At 47.0% G+C, this 16,699-nt stretch carries 19 protein-coding genes and 1 other annotated feature; of the genes, 5 read left to right on the top strand and 14 right to left on the bottom strand.

All coding sequences use genetic code 11. The annotated features are described in order from the left end of the window. Positions 1–111: 111 nt before the first annotated feature. Positions 112–1,371 carry a tyrosine--tRNA ligase gene (gene tyrS / locus C558_RS0117575; protein ID WP_026263974.1) on the bottom strand — a complete coding sequence of 420 codons (1,260 nt, stop codon included), beginning with the start codon at positions 1,369–1,371 and terminating at the stop codon, positions 112–114. 79 nt (positions 1,372–1,450) lie between these two features. Then, positions 1,451–1,673, bottom strand: a binding site (T-box leader). Positions 1,674–1,835: 162 nt separating this feature from the next. On the opposite strand from tyrS, the gene C558_RS0117570 reads away from it, so the two are divergent. Beyond that, complete coding sequence (locus tag C558_RS0117570) at positions 1,836–2,198, top strand: HsmA family protein (RefSeq protein WP_018757604.1); 363 nt, start codon at positions 1,836–1,838, stop codon at positions 2,196–2,198. Positions 2,199–2,333: 135 nt separating this feature from the next. On the opposite strand, the gene groL is transcribed toward C558_RS0117570, so the two are convergent. Together groL and groES are read right to left on the bottom strand one after the other, a co-directional pair. Continuing rightward, positions 2,334–3,962, bottom strand: coding sequence for a chaperonin GroEL (groL, locus tag C558_RS0117565; protein WP_018757603.1), 1,629 nt, complete (start codon positions 3,960–3,962; stop codon positions 2,334–2,336). 52 nt (positions 3,963–4,014) lie between these two features. Next, a complete protein-coding gene (groES, locus tag C558_RS0117560; protein ID WP_018757602.1) occupies positions 4,015–4,296 on the bottom strand; it encodes a co-chaperone GroES in 282 nt (93 codons plus the stop codon). Between the two features lie 329 nt (positions 4,297–4,625). Here groES and C558_RS0117555 point away from each other — a divergent pair, with 329 nt between their 5' ends. Beyond that, complete coding sequence (locus C558_RS0117555; RefSeq protein WP_018757601.1) at positions 4,626–4,949, top strand: hypothetical protein; 324 nt, start codon at positions 4,626–4,628, stop codon at positions 4,947–4,949. 70 nt (positions 4,950–5,019) lie between these two features. Here C558_RS0117555 and tatC read toward each other — a convergent pair whose 3' ends face one another. From tatC to C558_RS0117535, 5 genes are all read right to left on the bottom strand, one after another. Further along, entirely contained in the window at positions 5,020–5,787 is a 768-nt protein-coding gene (tatC, locus tag C558_RS0117550; protein WP_018757600.1) for a twin-arginine translocase subunit TatC, read from the bottom strand. Between the two features lie 18 nt (positions 5,788–5,805). Further along, on the bottom strand, positions 5,806–6,063 hold the full coding sequence (locus tag C558_RS0117545; RefSeq protein WP_018757599.1) for a twin-arginine translocase TatA/TatE family subunit: 258 nt from the start codon (positions 6,061–6,063) through the stop codon (positions 5,806–5,808). A 106-nt stretch (positions 6,064–6,169) separates the two neighbouring features. Continuing rightward, entirely contained in the window at positions 6,170–6,280 is a 111-nt protein-coding gene (locus C558_RS34750) for a molybdopterin-binding protein (protein ID WP_342662342.1), read from the bottom strand. A gap of 98 nt (positions 6,281–6,378) precedes the next feature. After that, entirely contained in the window at positions 6,379–6,876 is a 498-nt protein-coding gene (locus tag C558_RS0117540) for a MogA/MoaB family molybdenum cofactor biosynthesis protein (protein WP_018757598.1), read from the bottom strand. 106 nt (positions 6,877–6,982) lie between these two features. Beyond that, entirely contained in the window at positions 6,983–7,621 is a 639-nt protein-coding gene (locus C558_RS0117535) for a 5-formyltetrahydrofolate cyclo-ligase (RefSeq protein ID WP_018757597.1), read from the bottom strand. A gap of 147 nt (positions 7,622–7,768) precedes the next feature. Between C558_RS0117535 and C558_RS0117530 the strand changes: the two genes are divergently transcribed. Together C558_RS0117530 and C558_RS0117525 are read left to right on the top strand one after the other, a co-directional pair. Then, entirely contained in the window at positions 7,769–9,712 is a 1,944-nt protein-coding gene (locus C558_RS0117530) for an ABC-F family ATP-binding cassette domain-containing protein (RefSeq protein ID WP_018757596.1), read from the top strand. 387 nt (positions 9,713–10,099) lie between these two features. Beyond that, positions 10,100–10,588 (top strand): CcdC family protein, encoded by a 489-nt coding sequence (locus tag C558_RS0117525; RefSeq protein WP_018757595.1) that lies wholly within the window; start codon positions 10,100–10,102, stop codon positions 10,586–10,588. A gap of 61 nt (positions 10,589–10,649) precedes the next feature. Here the strand turns inward: C558_RS0117525 and tsaD are convergent, their stop codons facing one another. The 6 genes from tsaD to cls all read right to left on the bottom strand — a co-directional run bounded on the left by tsaD (position 10,650) and on the right by cls (position 15,486). Further along, on the bottom strand, positions 10,650–11,699 hold the full coding sequence (tsaD, locus tag C558_RS0117520) for a tRNA (adenosine(37)-N6)-threonylcarbamoyltransferase complex transferase subunit TsaD (RefSeq protein ID WP_018757594.1): 1,050 nt from the start codon (positions 11,697–11,699) through the stop codon (positions 10,650–10,652). After that, a complete protein-coding gene (gene rimI / locus C558_RS0117515; protein WP_018757593.1) occupies positions 11,692–12,234 on the bottom strand; it encodes a ribosomal protein S18-alanine N-acetyltransferase in 543 nt (180 codons plus the stop codon). Before rimI ends, tsaD begins: the two co-directional genes overlap by 8 nt. Before the next feature lie 16 nt (positions 12,235–12,250). Then, positions 12,251–13,081 carry a tRNA (adenosine(37)-N6)-threonylcarbamoyltransferase complex dimerization subunit type 1 TsaB gene (gene tsaB / locus C558_RS0117510; protein ID WP_018757592.1) on the bottom strand — a complete coding sequence of 277 codons (831 nt, stop codon included), beginning with the start codon at positions 13,079–13,081 and terminating at the stop codon, positions 12,251–12,253. Beyond that, positions 13,078–13,596, bottom strand: coding sequence for a tRNA (adenosine(37)-N6)-threonylcarbamoyltransferase complex ATPase subunit type 1 TsaE (gene tsaE, locus C558_RS0117505; RefSeq protein WP_018757591.1), 519 nt, complete (start codon positions 13,594–13,596; stop codon positions 13,078–13,080). Before tsaE ends, tsaB begins: the two co-directional genes overlap by 4 nt. Before the next feature lie 192 nt (positions 13,597–13,788). Then, positions 13,789–13,971 carry an H-type small acid-soluble spore protein gene (locus C558_RS0117500; RefSeq protein WP_018757590.1) on the bottom strand — a complete coding sequence of 61 codons (183 nt, stop codon included), beginning with the start codon at positions 13,969–13,971 and terminating at the stop codon, positions 13,789–13,791. A gap of 84 nt (positions 13,972–14,055) precedes the next feature. Next, positions 14,056–15,486 (bottom strand): cardiolipin synthase, encoded by a 1,431-nt coding sequence (gene cls, locus C558_RS0117495; protein ID WP_018757589.1) that lies wholly within the window; start codon positions 15,484–15,486, stop codon positions 14,056–14,058. A gap of 231 nt (positions 15,487–15,717) precedes the next feature. Between cls and C558_RS0117490 the strand changes: the two genes are divergently transcribed. Beyond that, the gene (locus C558_RS0117490) at positions 15,718–16,698 is read left to right on the top strand and encodes a M23 family metallopeptidase (protein WP_018757588.1); all 981 of its coding nucleotides are present in this window, start codon (positions 15,718–15,720) and stop codon (positions 16,696–16,698) included. Position 16,699: the final 1 nt, after the last annotated feature.

The following is a 16,699-nucleotide window of genomic DNA, read 5'->3' as shown; positions in this document are numbered from 1 at the left end:
CTTTAACGTCAATATTTCCCTAATATACCGTACCTTACTAGATACCAAAAAACTCCCCACAAGTTCATAAAAAAATGTGAGGAGTTCTTGCTAACCCAAACCTAGTTCTTATTAAGTCAATCGAACTAGACTATAATTCTTCTTCCCTTTACGGATAATGATGAATCGGCCATCGAAAGAGTTCTCTACGGTTACTTCCATCTCAAGATCCGTAACGCGTTCGCCATTCATGGAAATCGCGCCTTTGGTAATATCCTCACGCGCCTGGCGTTTGGAAGGCTCGATGCCCAGGTCGACCAGCCATTCTACGATATTCTTCGATTCTTTGGTCGCATGGAAAGTCGGCATTTCTTTGAATCCTTGCTCGATCTCGTCTGCGGTCAATGATTTGATATCTCCACTGAACAATGCTGCGGTGATTTTCTTCGCTTGCTCCAGCATTTCCTCACCGTGCACGAACTTCGTCATTTCTTCAGCCAACGTCTTCTGCGCTTCACGTTTATGCGGTTCTGTCTGAACCTTCTCCACTAATGCATCAATCGCTTCTTTATCCAGGAACGTAAAGAATTTCAGGTACTTAATGACATCGCGATCATCCGTGTTCGCCCAGAATTGGTAGAATTCGAATGGGGTAGTTTTGTTCGGATCAAGCCATACCGCGCCACCAGCCGTTTTACCAAATTTCGTACCATCGGATTTCAGCATAAGTGGAATCGTTAAGCCATAGGCTTTTGCTTCCGATCCTTCTTTCTTACGAATCAAATCCAAGCCACTCGTGATGTTCCCCCATTGATCAGAACCGCCAATTTGCAGTTGAACATCCTCTTCCTTGAACAAATGAAGGAAGTCGAGGGATTGAAGAATCTGATACGAAAACTCCGTAAAAGAAATTCCGCTCTCAAGACGGCTTGCTACAACATCCTTTGCGAGCATCGCATTGATACTGAAATTCTTCCCATAATCGCGCAAGAAGTCGATGACATTGATTTTATGTGTCCAATCATAGTTATTCACCATTCGAAGCTGGTTGCTGCCATCCGTATCGAACAGCTTCTTCATCTGTGCAGTTAACGCTTCAACGTTCGCTTGTACTTGCTCCATCGTCTGTAGAGAGCGCTCCGATTGGCGGCCACTTGGATCCCCAATCGTTCCTGTTGCTCCACCAATTAGAATGACAGGACGGTGTCCAGCGAGCTGGAAGCGTCTTAGCATCATGAACGGAATTAAGTGTCCAATATGCATACTGTCGCCTGTCGGGTCAACGCCGCAGTACAAGGAGATTGATTTCTCATTCGTCAATTGACGCAATCCTTCTGCATCCGTCTGTTGGTTAATGGCGTCGCGCCATTCGAGTTCGTCGATAATGTTCATCGTCATGTTCTCCATCTCCTTTTCATCGTTAAAAATTCTCCGAATAAACAACAAAAAATCGTCCCCTGTCTATTCTAGACATCGGGACGATTGAATAACCGTGTTACCACCCAAATTGTATTCACAGCGCGTACGTCGCCATAAATACCACTCTCAGCGATATTATCGATCGCTACTCCGCTTAGGGTCACCTAAGATACTCCAGAGTGTAATTCGCAGGATTTGTGTGTACTGGGTCTCATCAACCCCCAGCTTTCTGAGAACAGGGACAAGCTGCTACTTCGCTCTTTCAACGTATAGAACATATAAGATTACAGACATTATAGAGAATTCAGATTGCATTGTCAACAACTCGAACTTCTCCACTATCGCAACCGTAATGTTCTGTTCACACTGCATTCATCTAACCATGATAGGATACATTTGAAAAAGAAATCGCACATCACAACACGAGGTGAACCTACATGCTAACAGCTGCAATTATTTTTATCAATTGTGCACTTGTCTTCTACACGATCGGTGTCTGGGGAGAAAAACGTTCAGGCACGCTTCAGAACAAACATCTGATTTATTTTCTGCTCGGCCTCATCTGTGATACGACAGGCACAACGATGATGAGTGCGCTCGCAACGAATGGCGGGAATATTATTCATGCCTTAACTGGAGGTGCTGCACTTATTCTTATGCTTATCCACGCGGTCTGGGCCGCTATGGTCAAATGGAAAGGAACAGCGAAATCACAGCATAATTTCCATCGATTCAGTTTGATTGTCTGGATTCTGTGGCTAATTCCTTATCTTATCGGCGTTAGTATGAGCATGCTATAACGGCTATAACTGGCTCTGCCGAGACACTTCCTTGGACTTGTAGCATTTTTTCGTGATACAAATGTGATTTTCATTAAAAAAAAGGACCCTCGCGGGTCCTTTTTTGTTGATATATCAAGGTTTTTGGCCTGATGATTACATCATGCCGCCCATACCGCCCATGCCACCCATATCAGGCATAGCTGGTTTGTTCGGTTCTGGCTTGTCAGCGATTACCGCTTCAGTTGTCAAGAACATAGCTGCAACAGATGCTGCGTTTTGCAATGCGGAACGCGTTACTTTCGCTGGGTCAACGATACCTGTTTCGATCATGTTCACCCATTCGCCAGTTGCTGCATTGTAACCGATGCCTACCGCTTCTTTTTTCAGACGCTCAACGATAACAGATCCTTCTTGACCTGCGTTCGCCGCAATTGTACGAACTGGCTCTTCTAGAGCGCGCAAGATGATGTTCACACCAGTCTGCTCGTCACCGTTCGCTTGAACTGCTGCTACAGCGTTGTAGATACTTACAAGCGCCGTACCACCACCTGCAACGATACCTTCTTCAACCGCTGCACGTGTAGCGTTCAATGCATCTTCAATACGCAATTTGCGCTCTTTCAATTCTGTTTCAGTAGCTGCACCAACTTTGATTACCGCTACACCGCCAGCCAATTTAGCCAGACGCTCTTGCAATTTCTCTTTATCGAATTCGGAAGTTGTCTCTTCCAATTGAGCACGGATTTGGTTCACGCGTGCTTCGATATCTTCTTTTGCACCGTTGCCATCAACGATGATTGTATTATCTTTCGTTACGCGGATTTGACGCGCAGTACCCAATTGCCCGACTGTAGTCGATTTCAGATCAAGACCCAATTCTTCTGTGATCACTTGACCACCAGTCAATGCAGCGATGTCAGCAAGCATTGCTTTGCGGCGATCGCCGAAGCCTGGAGCTTTAACGGATACGCAAGTGAATGTACCGCGAAGTTTGTTCATGATCAGTGTCGCTTGTGCTTCACCCTCAACATCTTCAGCGATGATTAGAAGTTGCTTACCTGCTTGAACCACTTTCTCAAGCACTGGCAAGATTTCTTGGATATTCGAGATCTTCTTATCTGTGATCAAGATATAAGGGTTGTCTAGGACAGCTTCCATCTTGTCTGTATCAGTAATCATGTACGGGGAAGTGTATCCACGGTCGAATTGCATACCTTCAACCACTTCAAGTTCTGTTAAGAAGCCTTTGGATTCTTCAACCGTGATCACGCCGTCTTTGCCGACCTTCTCCATTGCTTCTGCGATCAATTCACCAACTTCATCGTCAGCAGCCGAGATTGCAGCAACTTGTGCGATCGATTGTTTACCTTCGATTGGTTTTGCAATTTTTTGCAATTCTTCAACCGCTGCACGAACCGCTTTATCGATCCCCTTACGGATGACCATTGGGTTGGCACCTGCAGTTACGTTCTTCAAACCTTCGCGAATCATCGCTTGAGCAAGAACGGTAGCTGTTGTTGTACCGTCACCGGCAACATCATTAGTTTTTGTAGCTACTTCTTTAACAAGTTGTGCACCCATGTTCTCGAATGCATCTTCAAGTTCGATTTCTTTCGCAATCGTAACACCGTCATTCGTGATGAGCGGGCTTCCGAATTTTTTCTCAAGAACAACGTTACGACCTTTAGGTCCAAGCGTCACTTTTACTGCGTTTGCTAATGTATCTACACCACGAAGCATCGCACGGCGTGCGTCTTCACTGAATTTAATTTCCTTTGCCATCGTGAAAAACCTCCCTAAATAATTGTTATTATGGATTCACTGATTGGATCAATTAGCCGATAATCGCGTGGATATCGCTTTCTTTCATAATCAAGTATTCTTTACCTTCGAATTTCACTTCAGTGCCAGCGTATTTCGAGAAGATTACGCGGTCGCCTTCTTTCACTTCAAGCGGAATACGAACGCCATCTTTCACCGCGCCGATTCCTACCGCAATAACTTTACCCTCTTGTGGTTTGTCTTTCGCGGAGTCTGGCAATACGATACCGAATGCTGTTGTCTCTTCTTTCTCTACTGCTTCAACTAATACGCGTTCACCTAAAGGTCTGATCATGAAAAATAGCCTCCTTTAAATATGTTTTTTAAGCATTAACCATTATGTGTAATGTATTAGCACTCGTTCACCATTAGTGCTAATAACAATTTTTATGATACCTATTTTGGAAGAACATTTCAAGTCCTTTTCTCTAAATTTACATGAACTTTTCAACATTCTTCCGCTTCGGCACACCTACCCATTCTATCCAATGTCAACCAAATTATGCCAATCGATACTCGCATGAAAAATAAATACACATACCAAGACACGTGCCCAAGCCGATAGTCATCCGCCCCCATACGTTAAAGATAAGATTGCTAAAATAACGATAAGGAGTGAACTTCATGGCATTTATGCCTCCTCAAGGCCCCTTCTTTCCTGGAGGTTCCCCACAAGGACCCTCCGGAACACAAGCTCCAACCTCACCGCCACCACAATTCACACCGGCTATGCCCCAAGCGCAAGCAGGTGTCTTCGCTGTAGATCCAGGAGCCATTAGCCGTTGTCTGTTCCGAAATACGTATGTATGGCTGAACAACGGCCAGCAATTCTGGTTTTTCCCTGTATTCGTCGGACGCGACTCCGTAGCCGGGTTCCGCTGGAATGGCTTCTTCTGGATGTATTTCGGCGTAGACTTGAGACAGATCGCATCTTTTACATGCTTCTAAAATATGAAAACTTACGATCCTAGCCAAAAAGACGCCTATCGGTTCATCCGATAAGCGTCTTCTATTGTTCCTACGATTCGTATTCTTCTTCCCAGGCTTGTTCTCGCGCAAGCTGCTTCCGATAAACAAGCGAAGACAACCATACACTGAATTCGTACAAAAGGATCAATGGCACAGCAACGAGCGAGTCTGAGATCAAATCCGGCGGTGTAATCACTACACCGATGAAGATCAATACAAAATAGGCTAACTTTCGCATTTTACGCAATCTCTTCGGATTCACGATTCGAATCTTGGTCAAGAACATAATGATAATCGGCAATTCGAACAAGAGCGAGATCGGAATGAGAATATTGAATAAGAATGAAAAGTATTGTGTAACCCCATAGGTCTCCACGAGTCCCATATGCTTCGTCATTTCCGTCGTGAACGAGAATGCGAGTGGAAATACAACATAATAAGAGAAAGCAAGACCAGCTAGAAATAATAGCAGAACAAACGGAATGTATTGCACGGCACCCTTGCGTTCAACATCGCGTAACCCCGGGCGTACGAACAACCAGACCTGGTAGACCGTGAACGGAAGGCCTACGATTAAACCAATCACAAAAGCAAATTTCATATAGATACCGATTGCATCCCACATCGAAAAAGCATGAAAATTCATGTCTTTTACCGGCGCAATGGCAATTAGATAATTATAGATTGGGTCTGTAACGACAAACCCGAGAATCATCCCAAGGACCAATACAATCAGAATATAGAAGATTCGTCTGCGCAGCTCGCCGATATGCTCCCATATCGTCATGTCGTCTGCTTCGATATGCTGCTCTGTCATACAACCACCACGCTAATATTAATCAGGTAAACGTTTATCATTCGCGTGCTTCTGATCCTGTACAGGCTGCGATGTGCTGTCCGTACTGCGAATTTCTTGCTTCGCGGGTTTGCGATCATCATACTCATCGTCTGAGATAATATCACGCGCTCCCTCTTTGAACTCACGCAATGTCCGACCAAATGCGCGACCTAATTGAGGCAGCTTATTCGGGCCGAACAATAACAATGCGACGATAATCAGCAAAATAAAGCCTGTAACGCCTATGCCTCCCACCTTGCATATCCCCCTTCGTTCACTTCATCAGCGAAAATAATATCGATTCTGTTCTAGCATCCAAATAGCCCATTAATAACATGGAACCTGGCAGCATTGGCGTCCCTTAGCGGATAATTTCCACGCTTGCTTGCCGGATTGCTCCAGGCGTCCGATCATCGGGATCTACAGACGTCCCGCCTGTCAGCAGTATCATATCACACATTTGTTCCTTCAATTAGGAAATTTTCGTGACAATTATCACCATATCGTCCGGTACAAATCGATGCGATCTACGGTAGGCTTCGGAAAAGAAGCGAAGAAGAAATACTTCGATTATTCATCTTGGTGTTCCTTGTAACGGCCTGTGATGATGTCTAGTGCGTGCGGAAGCTGGTCCATGACTGCATTGAGATTCTCGTGCACGCCTTTCGGGCTCCCCGGTAAGTTCAGAATTAATGTCTTTCCACGAATCCCGCATACTCCGCGCGATAACATTGCCCGTCTTGTCTTCACCATGGATGCTGCGCGCATGGCCTCCGCCATCCCCGGTACCTCGCGGTCAACCACCTTCAACGTTGCTTCCGGTGTGACATCACGCTCGGCTAGGCCTGTCCCGCCTGTCGTCAAGATCAAATGAGTCTGGAAATAATCGGCCATCTCGATCAGCCCCGCCATAATCTCATCCTTCTCATCCGGTACAATGCGATACTCGACGATTTCACCGCCAAGCTCCTCTTCGATCATCTCGCGAATGACTTGCGCGCTCGTATCCTCGCGTTCGCCTCTTGAGCCCTTATCGCTAGCGGTTAGGATTCCTACTCTCCAGATCATTTCGCACTCCTCCCTCGAATGTCGAACTTCAATATATAGTTTTTCCATGTAGTACTTCTATCGTATATAAAAGAAAAATTCATGTATTATATCAATCATCATCAAGCTAGCCATTATAACTGGCTGAGTCTATAACGAGTGTCATGTCTTCCGTAATTAAGCAATCTACACGCAAATCATGGACCTCCATTGGCACATGATCAATCACCTGTAACCCGAATGCCAACGCAATACATAGCGGCCTTCGATCGGATTCTGGATGTGACGCAGCAACTCTTGCCATAAAACGATCGTAATAGCCGCCGCCGTATCCCATCCGCCCGCCATGCTGATCAAAGGCGAGCCCTGGAACGACAACCCAATCAAGCATTGCCCACCTTGTCGCAGGTAGTAGAGGAAGCGATAATTTCGGTTCCCGAATGCCGTAGCTGCCAACTTCTACATCGGATAACGATCGGATCTGGAACAACTGCATCTGTCCAGCGGCTTGATCCACATGTGGTGCATAAACCACATATCCCCGGTCCCAGCAATGCTGAATGAAAGGAATGACATCGATCTCGTGTTCATAGGGAAGATAGACGAAAACGCTACGATTCGCGGATTGTTCTCCCGACAGGGCCTTATGATCAACCCACCTCGCAGCTTCTCTACATATTCGTTCGGATTTCACCCGATGCTCACTCGCGGACAGGGCCTTACGCAAGGTCCTGATTCGCTTGCGAATCTCTTGTTTCTCGCTCATTTAACGAAATCACACCCTTAGTTTACCATTGTTCATTTACTTTCGCTAGTTTTCAACGTTATCCTTCCATTTCTTCGCACTTTCCTCAAAATTCATGTACAATATGTACTAATGAAACCGTGAACATGTGTTGGAGGTATCGACGAAATGCTGCTTCAAGCTTCAGGAATAACGAAAAATTATGGTGTAACCAATATTCTGTCAAATATTAACCTGATGGTCAATGATCGAGAACGAATCGGTCTCGTAGGTGTGAACGGCGCGGGCAAATCTACACTGCTTAAGATTATCGCCGGTGAAATCCGCCCAGATCAAGGGCAAATTTTCAAAGCCAAAGAGACACGCCTTGGGTATCTTGCCCAGAACAGCGGCCTGCAATCCGATCGGTCGATCTGGGATGAAATGCTGCAGGTCTTCGCGCATTTGATTGATGCAGAGAAAGAACTGCGTGATCTAGAACAACAAATCGCCGATCCGACGTTGATGGCAGATGATAAGAAATATGCGGACACGTTGAACCGCTATGCCACACGCTCAGATTGGTTCCGCGAACAAGGCGGCTATGAAGTTGAGACCAAGATCAAATCTATTCTACATGGGATGGGATTTGGGAGCTTCTCCTTCGATACGCCCATTCATACGTTAAGCGGCGGCCAGCGGACCCGACTTGCACTTGCTCGCATCCTGCTACAAGCCCCAGATGTGCTCATGCTGGACGAGCCAACGAACCATCTGGATATCGAAACATTAACTTGGCTTGAAGATTATTTGCGCGGATACGCCGGCGCCATCGTCGTTGTATCACATGACCGCTACTTCCTCGACGCTCTTGTCACGAACATTGTCGAAATCGAGCGGCATCAATCGAAGCGATATACCGGCAATTACAGCAAATATATCGAGCTTAAGGCAGCAGACTACGAAATCGAGAGCAAGCACTATGAACGTCAACAGACTGAAATCGCGAAGATGGAAGATTTCATCCGTAAAAATATCGTACGCGCAACGACGACCAAACGCGCGCAGAGCCGCCGTAAAGCACTCGAGAAGATAGATCGTATAGAGAAACCGCTTGGTGATATGAAGAAAGCGTCCTTCACCTTCGAAGTGGAGCTCACATCCGGGAAGGAAGTGCTGCAGGTTAGTGATCTTGCCATGGGTTTTCCGAATAAAGGAACCCTATTCAAGAATGTCTCACTCGATTTGCGCCGGGGTGAAACGGTCGCCCTCATTGGTCCGAACGGGATTGGCAAATCCACTTTATTGAAGGCTCTTGTCGGACAGATGCAACCGTTAAGCGGATCCTTTAACTGGGGCACGAATGTCAAACTGGGGTATTACGATCAAGAACAGACAGGACTTAATCCGAATAATACCGTACTCGAGGAGCTCTGGTCTGCCTATCCTCATCTAGAGGAAGCACGGATCCGTACCGTGTTAGGCAATTTCTTATTTAGCGGAGAAGATGTGCTTAAGAAAGTCATGTCGTTGAGCGGTGGGGAGAAAGCTCGCGTCTCGCTCGCTAAGCTTATGCTCTTAAAAGCTAACATGCTGATCCTGGATGAGCCGACGAACCATCTGGATCTCTTCAGCAAAGAAGTGTTGGAATCCGCACTCATGGATTATGAAGGAACGTTACTATTCATCTCCCATGACCGTTACTTCTTGAACAAAATGGCCGAGCGTATCGTAGAACTTGGTCCGACTGGCACGCAACATTTCCTAGGAAATTACGATGATTATGTCGAGAAAAAGCAAGAAATTGCTGAAATGTTAGCCGAAGCTGCAGCTGCGACTAACAAAGAATCCGTAACAAATAACGGATCGGGAGACAAATCATCCGGCGGTGCCTCTTCCTTCGAAGACAACAAACAAGTAAAACGCGATGAACGAAACAGACAGCGCAAACAAGAACAGCTCGAAGCCGATATCGCGCAGCTTGAAACGGAAATTACGGAGCTGGAGCACAAACTCACGCTTCCTGAAGTCTATCAAGATTACGTTGCCGTACAGGAAGCTCAGACCCAAATCGATGAGAAAAAGTCCCGTCTGGCGTTAACGTACGAGCAATGGGAAGAGACAATGGCTTAAGCATACGCTTGTACACAGCCTTATCCACAAATAAAGTGAATAACTTTATCCTCCTTGCGGCCTATATGGCCGCTTTTTTTATTGATATACGAGGGGGTAACATGCAATTTCCATAATTATTCACTTTTTTATCCACATTATCCACAGAAATAACCGATTCGACATGAAAAAGCTATCCCCGATTTCCATAAAACCCGCATCACTGCGCGCCATAGCGTTACAACGGTTATGCACAGCTCTCGTCGGATATGTGGATAACTTTGTCCACAAGTTTAAAGTCACCCCCCAAACCAGCTCTAAGGAACAGGAGATTTCTCCAGATGCTTTGTGCTATAATACGACTTAATGCATTGCACGCACTCTATATTCCACAATGAGGTGATTGTCTTGGCTGGCTCTTTATTCTCTATGCACGGCCTTTCCATTCTTGCAACCATATTAGGCGGGTCCGCCGTTATCTTCCTACGACTGCGCGCTACGAACAAACCTACGAATATGAAAAAAATTATTATGCCACCGATCGGTATGGTATCCGGCTTCTTCATGTTCGTGGTACCTGAGTTTCGAGTCCCGCTAACTTGGGCTCTAGCCTCATTTCTCGTCGGGGCAATTCTCTTCTCTTATCCGCTGATCCTTACATCACGATTCGAGCAAAAGGATGAGCTGATCTATTTGAAACGCTCCAATATGTTCATCTTCGTCATTGTTGGACTCCTTGTGCTTCGCGTCATCCTTCATGATGTGCTTGAAAAATACATCACGGTCCCACAAAGCGCAGGTCTCTTCTTCATTCTCGCGTTCGGCATGCTGCTTCCATGGCGTATCGCCATGTTGATGCAGTACCGTAAGCTACAGCATACAAATGTTCGTATTTAACAAAAAAGGCTGTATCGACACTCTTCCATGAAGAGAATCGATACAGCCTTTCGTATATGGACTAGCTTTGAACGGACCAAGCTTCGAGCGACAATGTCGGCTCCCCCTTCAGATCCAGCGCTGTAAACTCACCGCGCTTCCACTTCAGGTACGCCGCCGCACCAATCATCGCCGCATTATCACTGCATAACGCGAACGGCGGAATAAGGAGCGGCAAGCCTTCTGCTGCGCATCGAGCCGTCAACGCTTCACGTAAACCCCGATTGGCGGCTACGCCACCGCATATGAGCAGCTGCTTTACTTCGAACTCCTTCGCCGCGCGAATCGCTTTCTCCGTCAAGACGTCAATGACCGACTCTTGGAATCCACGTGCAACATGCGTGAAGTTTAATTCTTCGTTCCTCATTTTCGTCTGATTAATCACATTCAGCACCGCAGACTTCAGACCACTGAAGCTGAAATCATAGGAATCCGGTTCTAACCAGGAACGCGGCAATGGAACTGCTGCTTCCGCTTCATGCGCAAGACGGTCCACATGCGGTCCCCCCGGGTATGGGAACTGCAGCGCTCGCGCGACTTTATCATACGCTTCGCCCACCGCATCATCTCGCGTTCGCCCGATCACACGAAATACACCTTCGCTCTCGAGCAGCACAAGTTCCGTATGCCCACCGGATACAACGAGCGCCATACATGGATATTCCAACTCATGTACGAGCTGATTCGCATAAATGTGCCCTGCAATATGATGTGTTCCGATCAAAGGCAAATCCAATGCCATTGCGAGCGCTTTGGCCGCTACAATCCCGACGAGCAGCGCCCCGACAAGGCCAGGTCCCATGGTCACCGCAATCGCAGACAAATCGGTTAAGGCGATGCCTGCCTCCTCCACCGCTTCCTCCGTCGTGATCGTAATGGTCTCCACATGCTTGCGTGATGCCACCTCCGGCACGACACCGCCGAAGCGTTTGTGTGTCTCGATCTGACTCGCAACGATATTCGACAATATTTCTTTGCCGTCTTTAATGATTGCCACGCTTGTCTCGTCACAGCTTGTCTCTATGGCTAATATATAATTCGGCTTTCCTTCTTCGCCGCCTAGATTACTCATGACTGTCACCTGCTTCCTTCGATCCAGGGGTTGTTTCCCCAGATTCGATGGATTCCCAATGCTCTGGAATATCCGCCCACATAATAAGTGCATCTTCATTATTATCGGAATAATAACCCGGACGAACGCCCGCTGCCGAGAAACCAAATTTATGATATAAATTTTGCGCGACATGATTCGACACTCTGACTTCAAGTGTCATCTTCTTCATCCCGACAAAACTTGCTGTCTTCATCATTTCCTTAAGCAGTCTAGCACCCAACTTCCGACCGCGATATCCCGAGCGAACGGCAATATTCGTAATATGCGCTTCATCCATGATGAACCACATCCCGCCATAGCCAATAATCTGGCTATTCCATTCCATAACCATATATTTAGCAAAATGATTGTGCGCTAACTCATTCCGGAACGCTTTTGCTGTCCAAGGAAGCGTAAACGCTTGTTTCTCTAATTCTACGACATCCGGAATATCATTCAGCTGCATTAGCCGAAAGCAAAGCCCGTCTGTTGCCTGGTCCTTATACTCATCCATGATTCGCATTCCCCCTCTACGATTTCCCGAGCAGCTTCGCTTCCGCTTCTGCAAGCTGTGTATAATTCGGCTCCAATCGATGCGCATCATCATACTCCCCTTGCATCAGTCTCTTGCCGCCCGTAAGGCCAAGCCATCTTGCTTCTATCGTATGACCAACGATCTGCACCGGACAACGGACTAGCGTGCCTAGACGCTCCGCTTCAGCTCGATGCAATTCCACGTCACCCACGACCCATATCGAAGATGGCGTTCCTTCAACTTCAGCCTTTTCCGCTAGCTGATTAACCCACTCCTTCATGAGCCGAACCCGATCCTCTTCGAGATTGGCCCATGGGGTCGAATCCGCAGCCACCTCGCCGCACCACAGGGAAGTATAGACTTGTCCTCTACGGGCATCCATCAACGGGACGATCCAGTGCTGATCCTGCTGCGCATCGATTGAACTTAATGGGAGCATGTCTAATTCACCAGCCGAAGCTTCGGCTCCTTCCGCATGCAATCCGTGCTGCCACCCCGCGAGTGCTAGACCTTCCAAACTTGAGACCCCGACAATCGGCTTTTTCCATACCCATGCCAGTGTCTTTCCAACCGTCACACCAATACGTACACCTGTATAGGAGCCTGGTCCGCGGCCTATGATAATGCCATCCAAATCCTGCTCTCCCAGATCCAATGCATGAAGGACCTCTTTCACCGTCGGGATTAAATAAAGTGAATGATTGCGTTCTGCTGATGAAGAGACCTCTTTCAGTACACGTGTACCTTCAACAACAGCAACACTTAACATCGCAGTCGATGTATCGATTGCCAAAAACCGCTTACGCGGTGCTTCTTTGCTCATCATGATGACGCCCCCTCCTTGTTCAGTTCCTCACACCATGCCTCATAGGGAGAGCCATATGCACGCACATGGAATACCCGTTCTGTCATCCCGGCGTATTCAATATAAATGTGCAAGTACGCCGCAGGCAGCAGCTCCGTAATCAAACTCGACCATTCCACAACCGTCAACCCTTGCCCGAAGAAGTAGTCATCGAGTCCAAGCTCGTCCGCTTCTTCGATGGACAGACGGTAGACATCCATATGATAGAAAGGAAGTGTTGTTCCTTCATATTCTTTGATAATCGTAAATGTCGGACTATTCACGACATCAGGCACGCCAATCGCGCGAGCTAGCGCCTGAGAGAATCGCGTCTTCCCCGCTCCCAAATCACCGTCCAGCGCAATAACAGTCCCCGGCTGAATCCAATCCGCCAGCCTTGCAGCAAGCCGTTCAGTGTCTGCTTCTTGCATGGAACGGAATGTATACGTATTAAACACCACTTTCAACTCCAGTTCTTCTCCGTATGATTCAAGCATACCTATCTGCCTGATCTGCCTGATACATATTGCATAATGCTCTTATTATATCGGCCCTCTTCCCTGCCTGCAATATTCAGGCATAGCCCTCGCGATTCGAAAAAAGCCCGAACCATAAGTCTGCGTACTTGCTCGCATCTTGGGTTCGGGCCGGTTCCATCTCATACCATCTTCTTATTTCAGCATTTCTGCTTAATGTTCACTCAGCCGTCCCACAGACACCGTCTGCGTATCCGTCGGACGAGAGCCGATTTGTACGGTCGCCATCTGATTGGCTTCATCTACATTCTCAATCCAGACGGATTCACCAGTATCAAGCTTCACCGCAATGGTATCTTGGCTCTTATAAATTTCTTGCGCACGACGTGCATCCATTGTTACTAGTCCTCCTTGATGGTTCTTCGTAGTCCTCTACAATATACCCGTTTCACCCAGTTCCCATTCAATTCGGTGTAAGAGCTATAACAACGGTGACAGCATGCGTGCCAATACTTCTTTGCCTTTCTGAATCCGGGAACGCTGCTCGAATTCCTTCAGAATCAATTCCTTACTATCTTTCAAATCCTGCTCGAAATCGGCATAGAGCCGGTCAATCGTACCGCGATCGAACAATACCGCATTTAACTCAAAGTTGCTAAATAGACTCCGCATATCCATATTCGCTGTTCCCACGGAAGCCAGCATCCGATCGATCAGGACAACCTTGGCATGCATGAATCCTTTTTTATACTGATAGAACCGAACACCCGCCTGCATAAGCTCTTCTACATAAGACAAGGTCGCAAGATTCACCAGCTTCGAATCATTTACACCCGGAATTATAACTCGAACGTCTACCTTACTTACTGCGGCTGTCTTCAGAGCCGTAAAAATGCTCAAATCCGGAATGAAATAAGGCGTCTGTATATAGATGCGATGCTTCGCCACCGATATCGCCCCAAAGAACATCTCCTGAATGGCATCCCAATGGGAATCTGGGCCACTCGCAATCATCTGCACCTGCTCGGAGCCTTGGCATTCATGCTGCGGATATAAGTCAAGATCACTGAGTTCTCGATTCGATACGACAAACCAGTCATTTACGAACGTATTTTGTAGAAAATAGACGGCATCGCCGCGTACCTGAATCTGTGTGTCACGCCAAAATCCGAGCTTTTTATCATTCCCTAAATATTCATCACCAATGTTGATGCCGCCGACAAAACCAATTTTCCCGTCAACCACGACGATTTTACGATGATTCCTAAAGTTCAGCTTCTTATGATACAAGGCGAACAGCGGCGGCAGGAAGCTATAGAATTCAATCCCACTGTCCTTCAGCGGCTTCACAAACCGATCATTCAATCCATAACTCCCAAGTCCGTCCACGATAATTCGTACTTTCACGCCCTGCTTAGCCTTCTCCAACAGCAGTTGCTGAAACCTTGTACCGATCCGATCACCGCGAAAAATATAAAATTCCAAATGAATATGATGCTTAGCCTGCTCCATCGCCTTAAACATCGCCTCATAGGTTGCCTCACCATTCGTGAGCACCACCGTCTCATTACAGCCGCTAATCGGGCTTTCGGATAAATGCGTCAGCAGCCGGAACAATCGTCCTTCTCGGCGCAGTTCATAATTATTGCTCTGGAAATGCCGGGTCACAATGGAAGAATTCTGCCAGATCAGCTTTCTTTTTTTCCGAAAAATCGTAGTCCCTTTCTTCCGAACCTTCCTCCGATTCTTATAATCTTGGGCTACGAAATAATAGACCGCAAATCCAATCACCGGAAAACAGAATAGAATGAGCAGCCACGCCACCGTCTTCGATGGATGCCGGAATTCCACGATAAGGATCGTCGCGATTTGAAATATAAATACAACTAACGCCAGTGCGAGCCATGCCATACTTCTGATTCCCCCTCGCCTTCGTCCCCGCTCAGAGGATATGATCGCTTTCGATCACGCTACTCTTATTTATAACAACAATTCCCTTAACCTATACGCAGGTACAACCATCTTTGCACAGGATTCACAATATTTTTTCGGCATGTTTTGGCGGACAACCGAATAGAATCCCATCTATAGCAGTCTATTCCAATCGAATCGGTGCTTTTCTTCCGGTAGAAAGGAGAACCCTTGAAGAAACGATGGTTTACTAGCAAGATAACGCTGCTCGTGATTCGTAATGCCGATCAGTCGGTCAGACAAATCGAAGTGCCGAAGTTGCTAGTCATCTCCGTTCCTCTCATTACTGCTGTGTCCCTAACAAGTTTTGTCCTCGGACTCCAAATGCGCTCTTCATCTCAGATTGAAGGGCTGCAAGGAAGAATATCTGCCAATGTTACTGCAAGTGCAAATACCATTCAGCAAAAAGACCACGCCATTACTTCTCTCCAAAATGAAGTCATTGAACTCTCTTCGGATGCGCAAATGATGAAAGAAGGCATGGAACGTATACATAAGATGGAGAAGACACTGCAAGGTCTGATCCGCAAATACGGCAAGACGGAGTCGACAAGCGATTCAAGCGTTACGCAACTGCCATGGGATGCTATGGAAGATGTCGGCGGTGAATATTTTCCGGTTAGCAATGAAGAGGTTATTCGGCTCGCACAGGATACAGCCATTGATTTGGAGCAAATGGAAGCCGTCATTGCGATCATGCAGCAGAACGTCTCGAAGACCGTTGAGCGCGTACAGGATGTGTTCCAGAATATGCCTACAGGCTGGCCGACGACATCCCATCGCCTGACCTCGAATTTCGGTTACCGTCGTGATCCCATGACAGGAAGAGCAGCCTATCATGCCGGTGTCGATATTGCGGGTAAAGTAGGGGATCCTGTCTTTGCAGCGGCAGATGGGAAAGTGATTACGACCGGGTCCGACAATTCCCGCGGCAAATATATTGTGATAGCGCATGCGAAGGGCTATGACACCTGGTATATGCATTTAAATCGGATTGAAGTGAATGAACAGGACGTTGTTGTCAAAGGGGATCGGATTGGGCGGCTCGGCAATACGGGACGAAGCACAGGCCCTCATCTTCATTTTCAAATCGCTCGGGAAGATCAGCTCATCGATCCATTGCCTTACATTACGAATCCGGAGGAGGAATAAT

Origin of the sequence: Paenibacillus terrigena DSM 21567 (assembly GCF_000374845.1) — a bacterium.
Taxonomy (GTDB): Bacteria; Bacillota; Bacilli; order Paenibacillales; family Paenibacillaceae; genus Paenibacillus_K; species Paenibacillus_K terrigena.
This window is presented reverse-complemented; position numbering and strand designations above follow the sequence as displayed.

Excerpts from the sequence above, each read along its gene's own strand:
- rimI (WP_018757593.1), bottom strand. The coding sequence starts at position 12,234 with ATGGATGAGTATAAGGACCAGGCAACAGACGGGCTTTGCTTTCGGCTA.
- C558_RS0117530 (WP_018757596.1), top strand. The coding sequence starts at position 7,769 with ATGCTGCTTCAAGCTTCAGGAATAACGAAAAATTATGGTGTAACCAAT.
- tatC (WP_018757600.1), bottom strand. The coding sequence starts at position 5,787 with ATGACAGAGCAGCATATCGAAGCAGACGACATGACGATATGGGAGCAT.
- tyrS (WP_026263974.1), bottom strand. The coding sequence starts at position 1,371 with ATGAACATTATCGACGAACTCGAATGGCGCGACGCCATTAACCAACAG.
- C558_RS0117500 (WP_018757590.1), bottom strand. The coding sequence starts at position 13,971 with ATGGATGCACGTCGTGCGCAAGAAATTTATAAGAGCCAAGATACCATT.
- cls (WP_018757589.1), bottom strand. The coding sequence starts at position 15,486 with ATGGCATGGCTCGCACTGGCGTTAGTTGTATTTATATTTCAAATCGCG.
- C558_RS0117570 (WP_018757604.1), top strand. The coding sequence starts at position 1,836 with ATGCTAACAGCTGCAATTATTTTTATCAATTGTGCACTTGTCTTCTAC.
- C558_RS0117540 (WP_018757598.1), bottom strand. The coding sequence starts at position 6,876 with ATGATCTGGAGAGTAGGAATCCTAACCGCTAGCGATAAGGGCTCAAGA.
- groES (WP_018757602.1), bottom strand. The coding sequence starts at position 4,296 with ATGATCAGACCTTTAGGTGAACGCGTATTAGTTGAAGCAGTAGAGAAA.
- C558_RS0117535 (WP_018757597.1), bottom strand. The coding sequence starts at position 7,621 with ATGAGCGAGAAACAAGAGATTCGCAAGCGAATCAGGACCTTGCGTAAG.
- groL (WP_018757603.1), bottom strand. The coding sequence starts at position 3,962 with ATGGCAAAGGAAATTAAATTCAGTGAAGACGCACGCCGTGCGATGCTT.
- tsaB (WP_018757592.1), bottom strand. The coding sequence starts at position 13,081 with ATGATGAGCAAAGAAGCACCGCGTAAGCGGTTTTTGGCAATCGATACA.
- tsaD (WP_018757594.1), bottom strand. The coding sequence starts at position 11,699 with ATGAGTAATCTAGGCGGCGAAGAAGGAAAGCCGAATTATATATTAGCC.
- C558_RS0117555 (WP_018757601.1), top strand. The coding sequence starts at position 4,626 with ATGGCATTTATGCCTCCTCAAGGCCCCTTCTTTCCTGGAGGTTCCCCA.
- tsaE (WP_018757591.1), bottom strand. The coding sequence starts at position 13,596 with ATGCTTGAATCATACGGAGAAGAACTGGAGTTGAAAGTGGTGTTTAAT.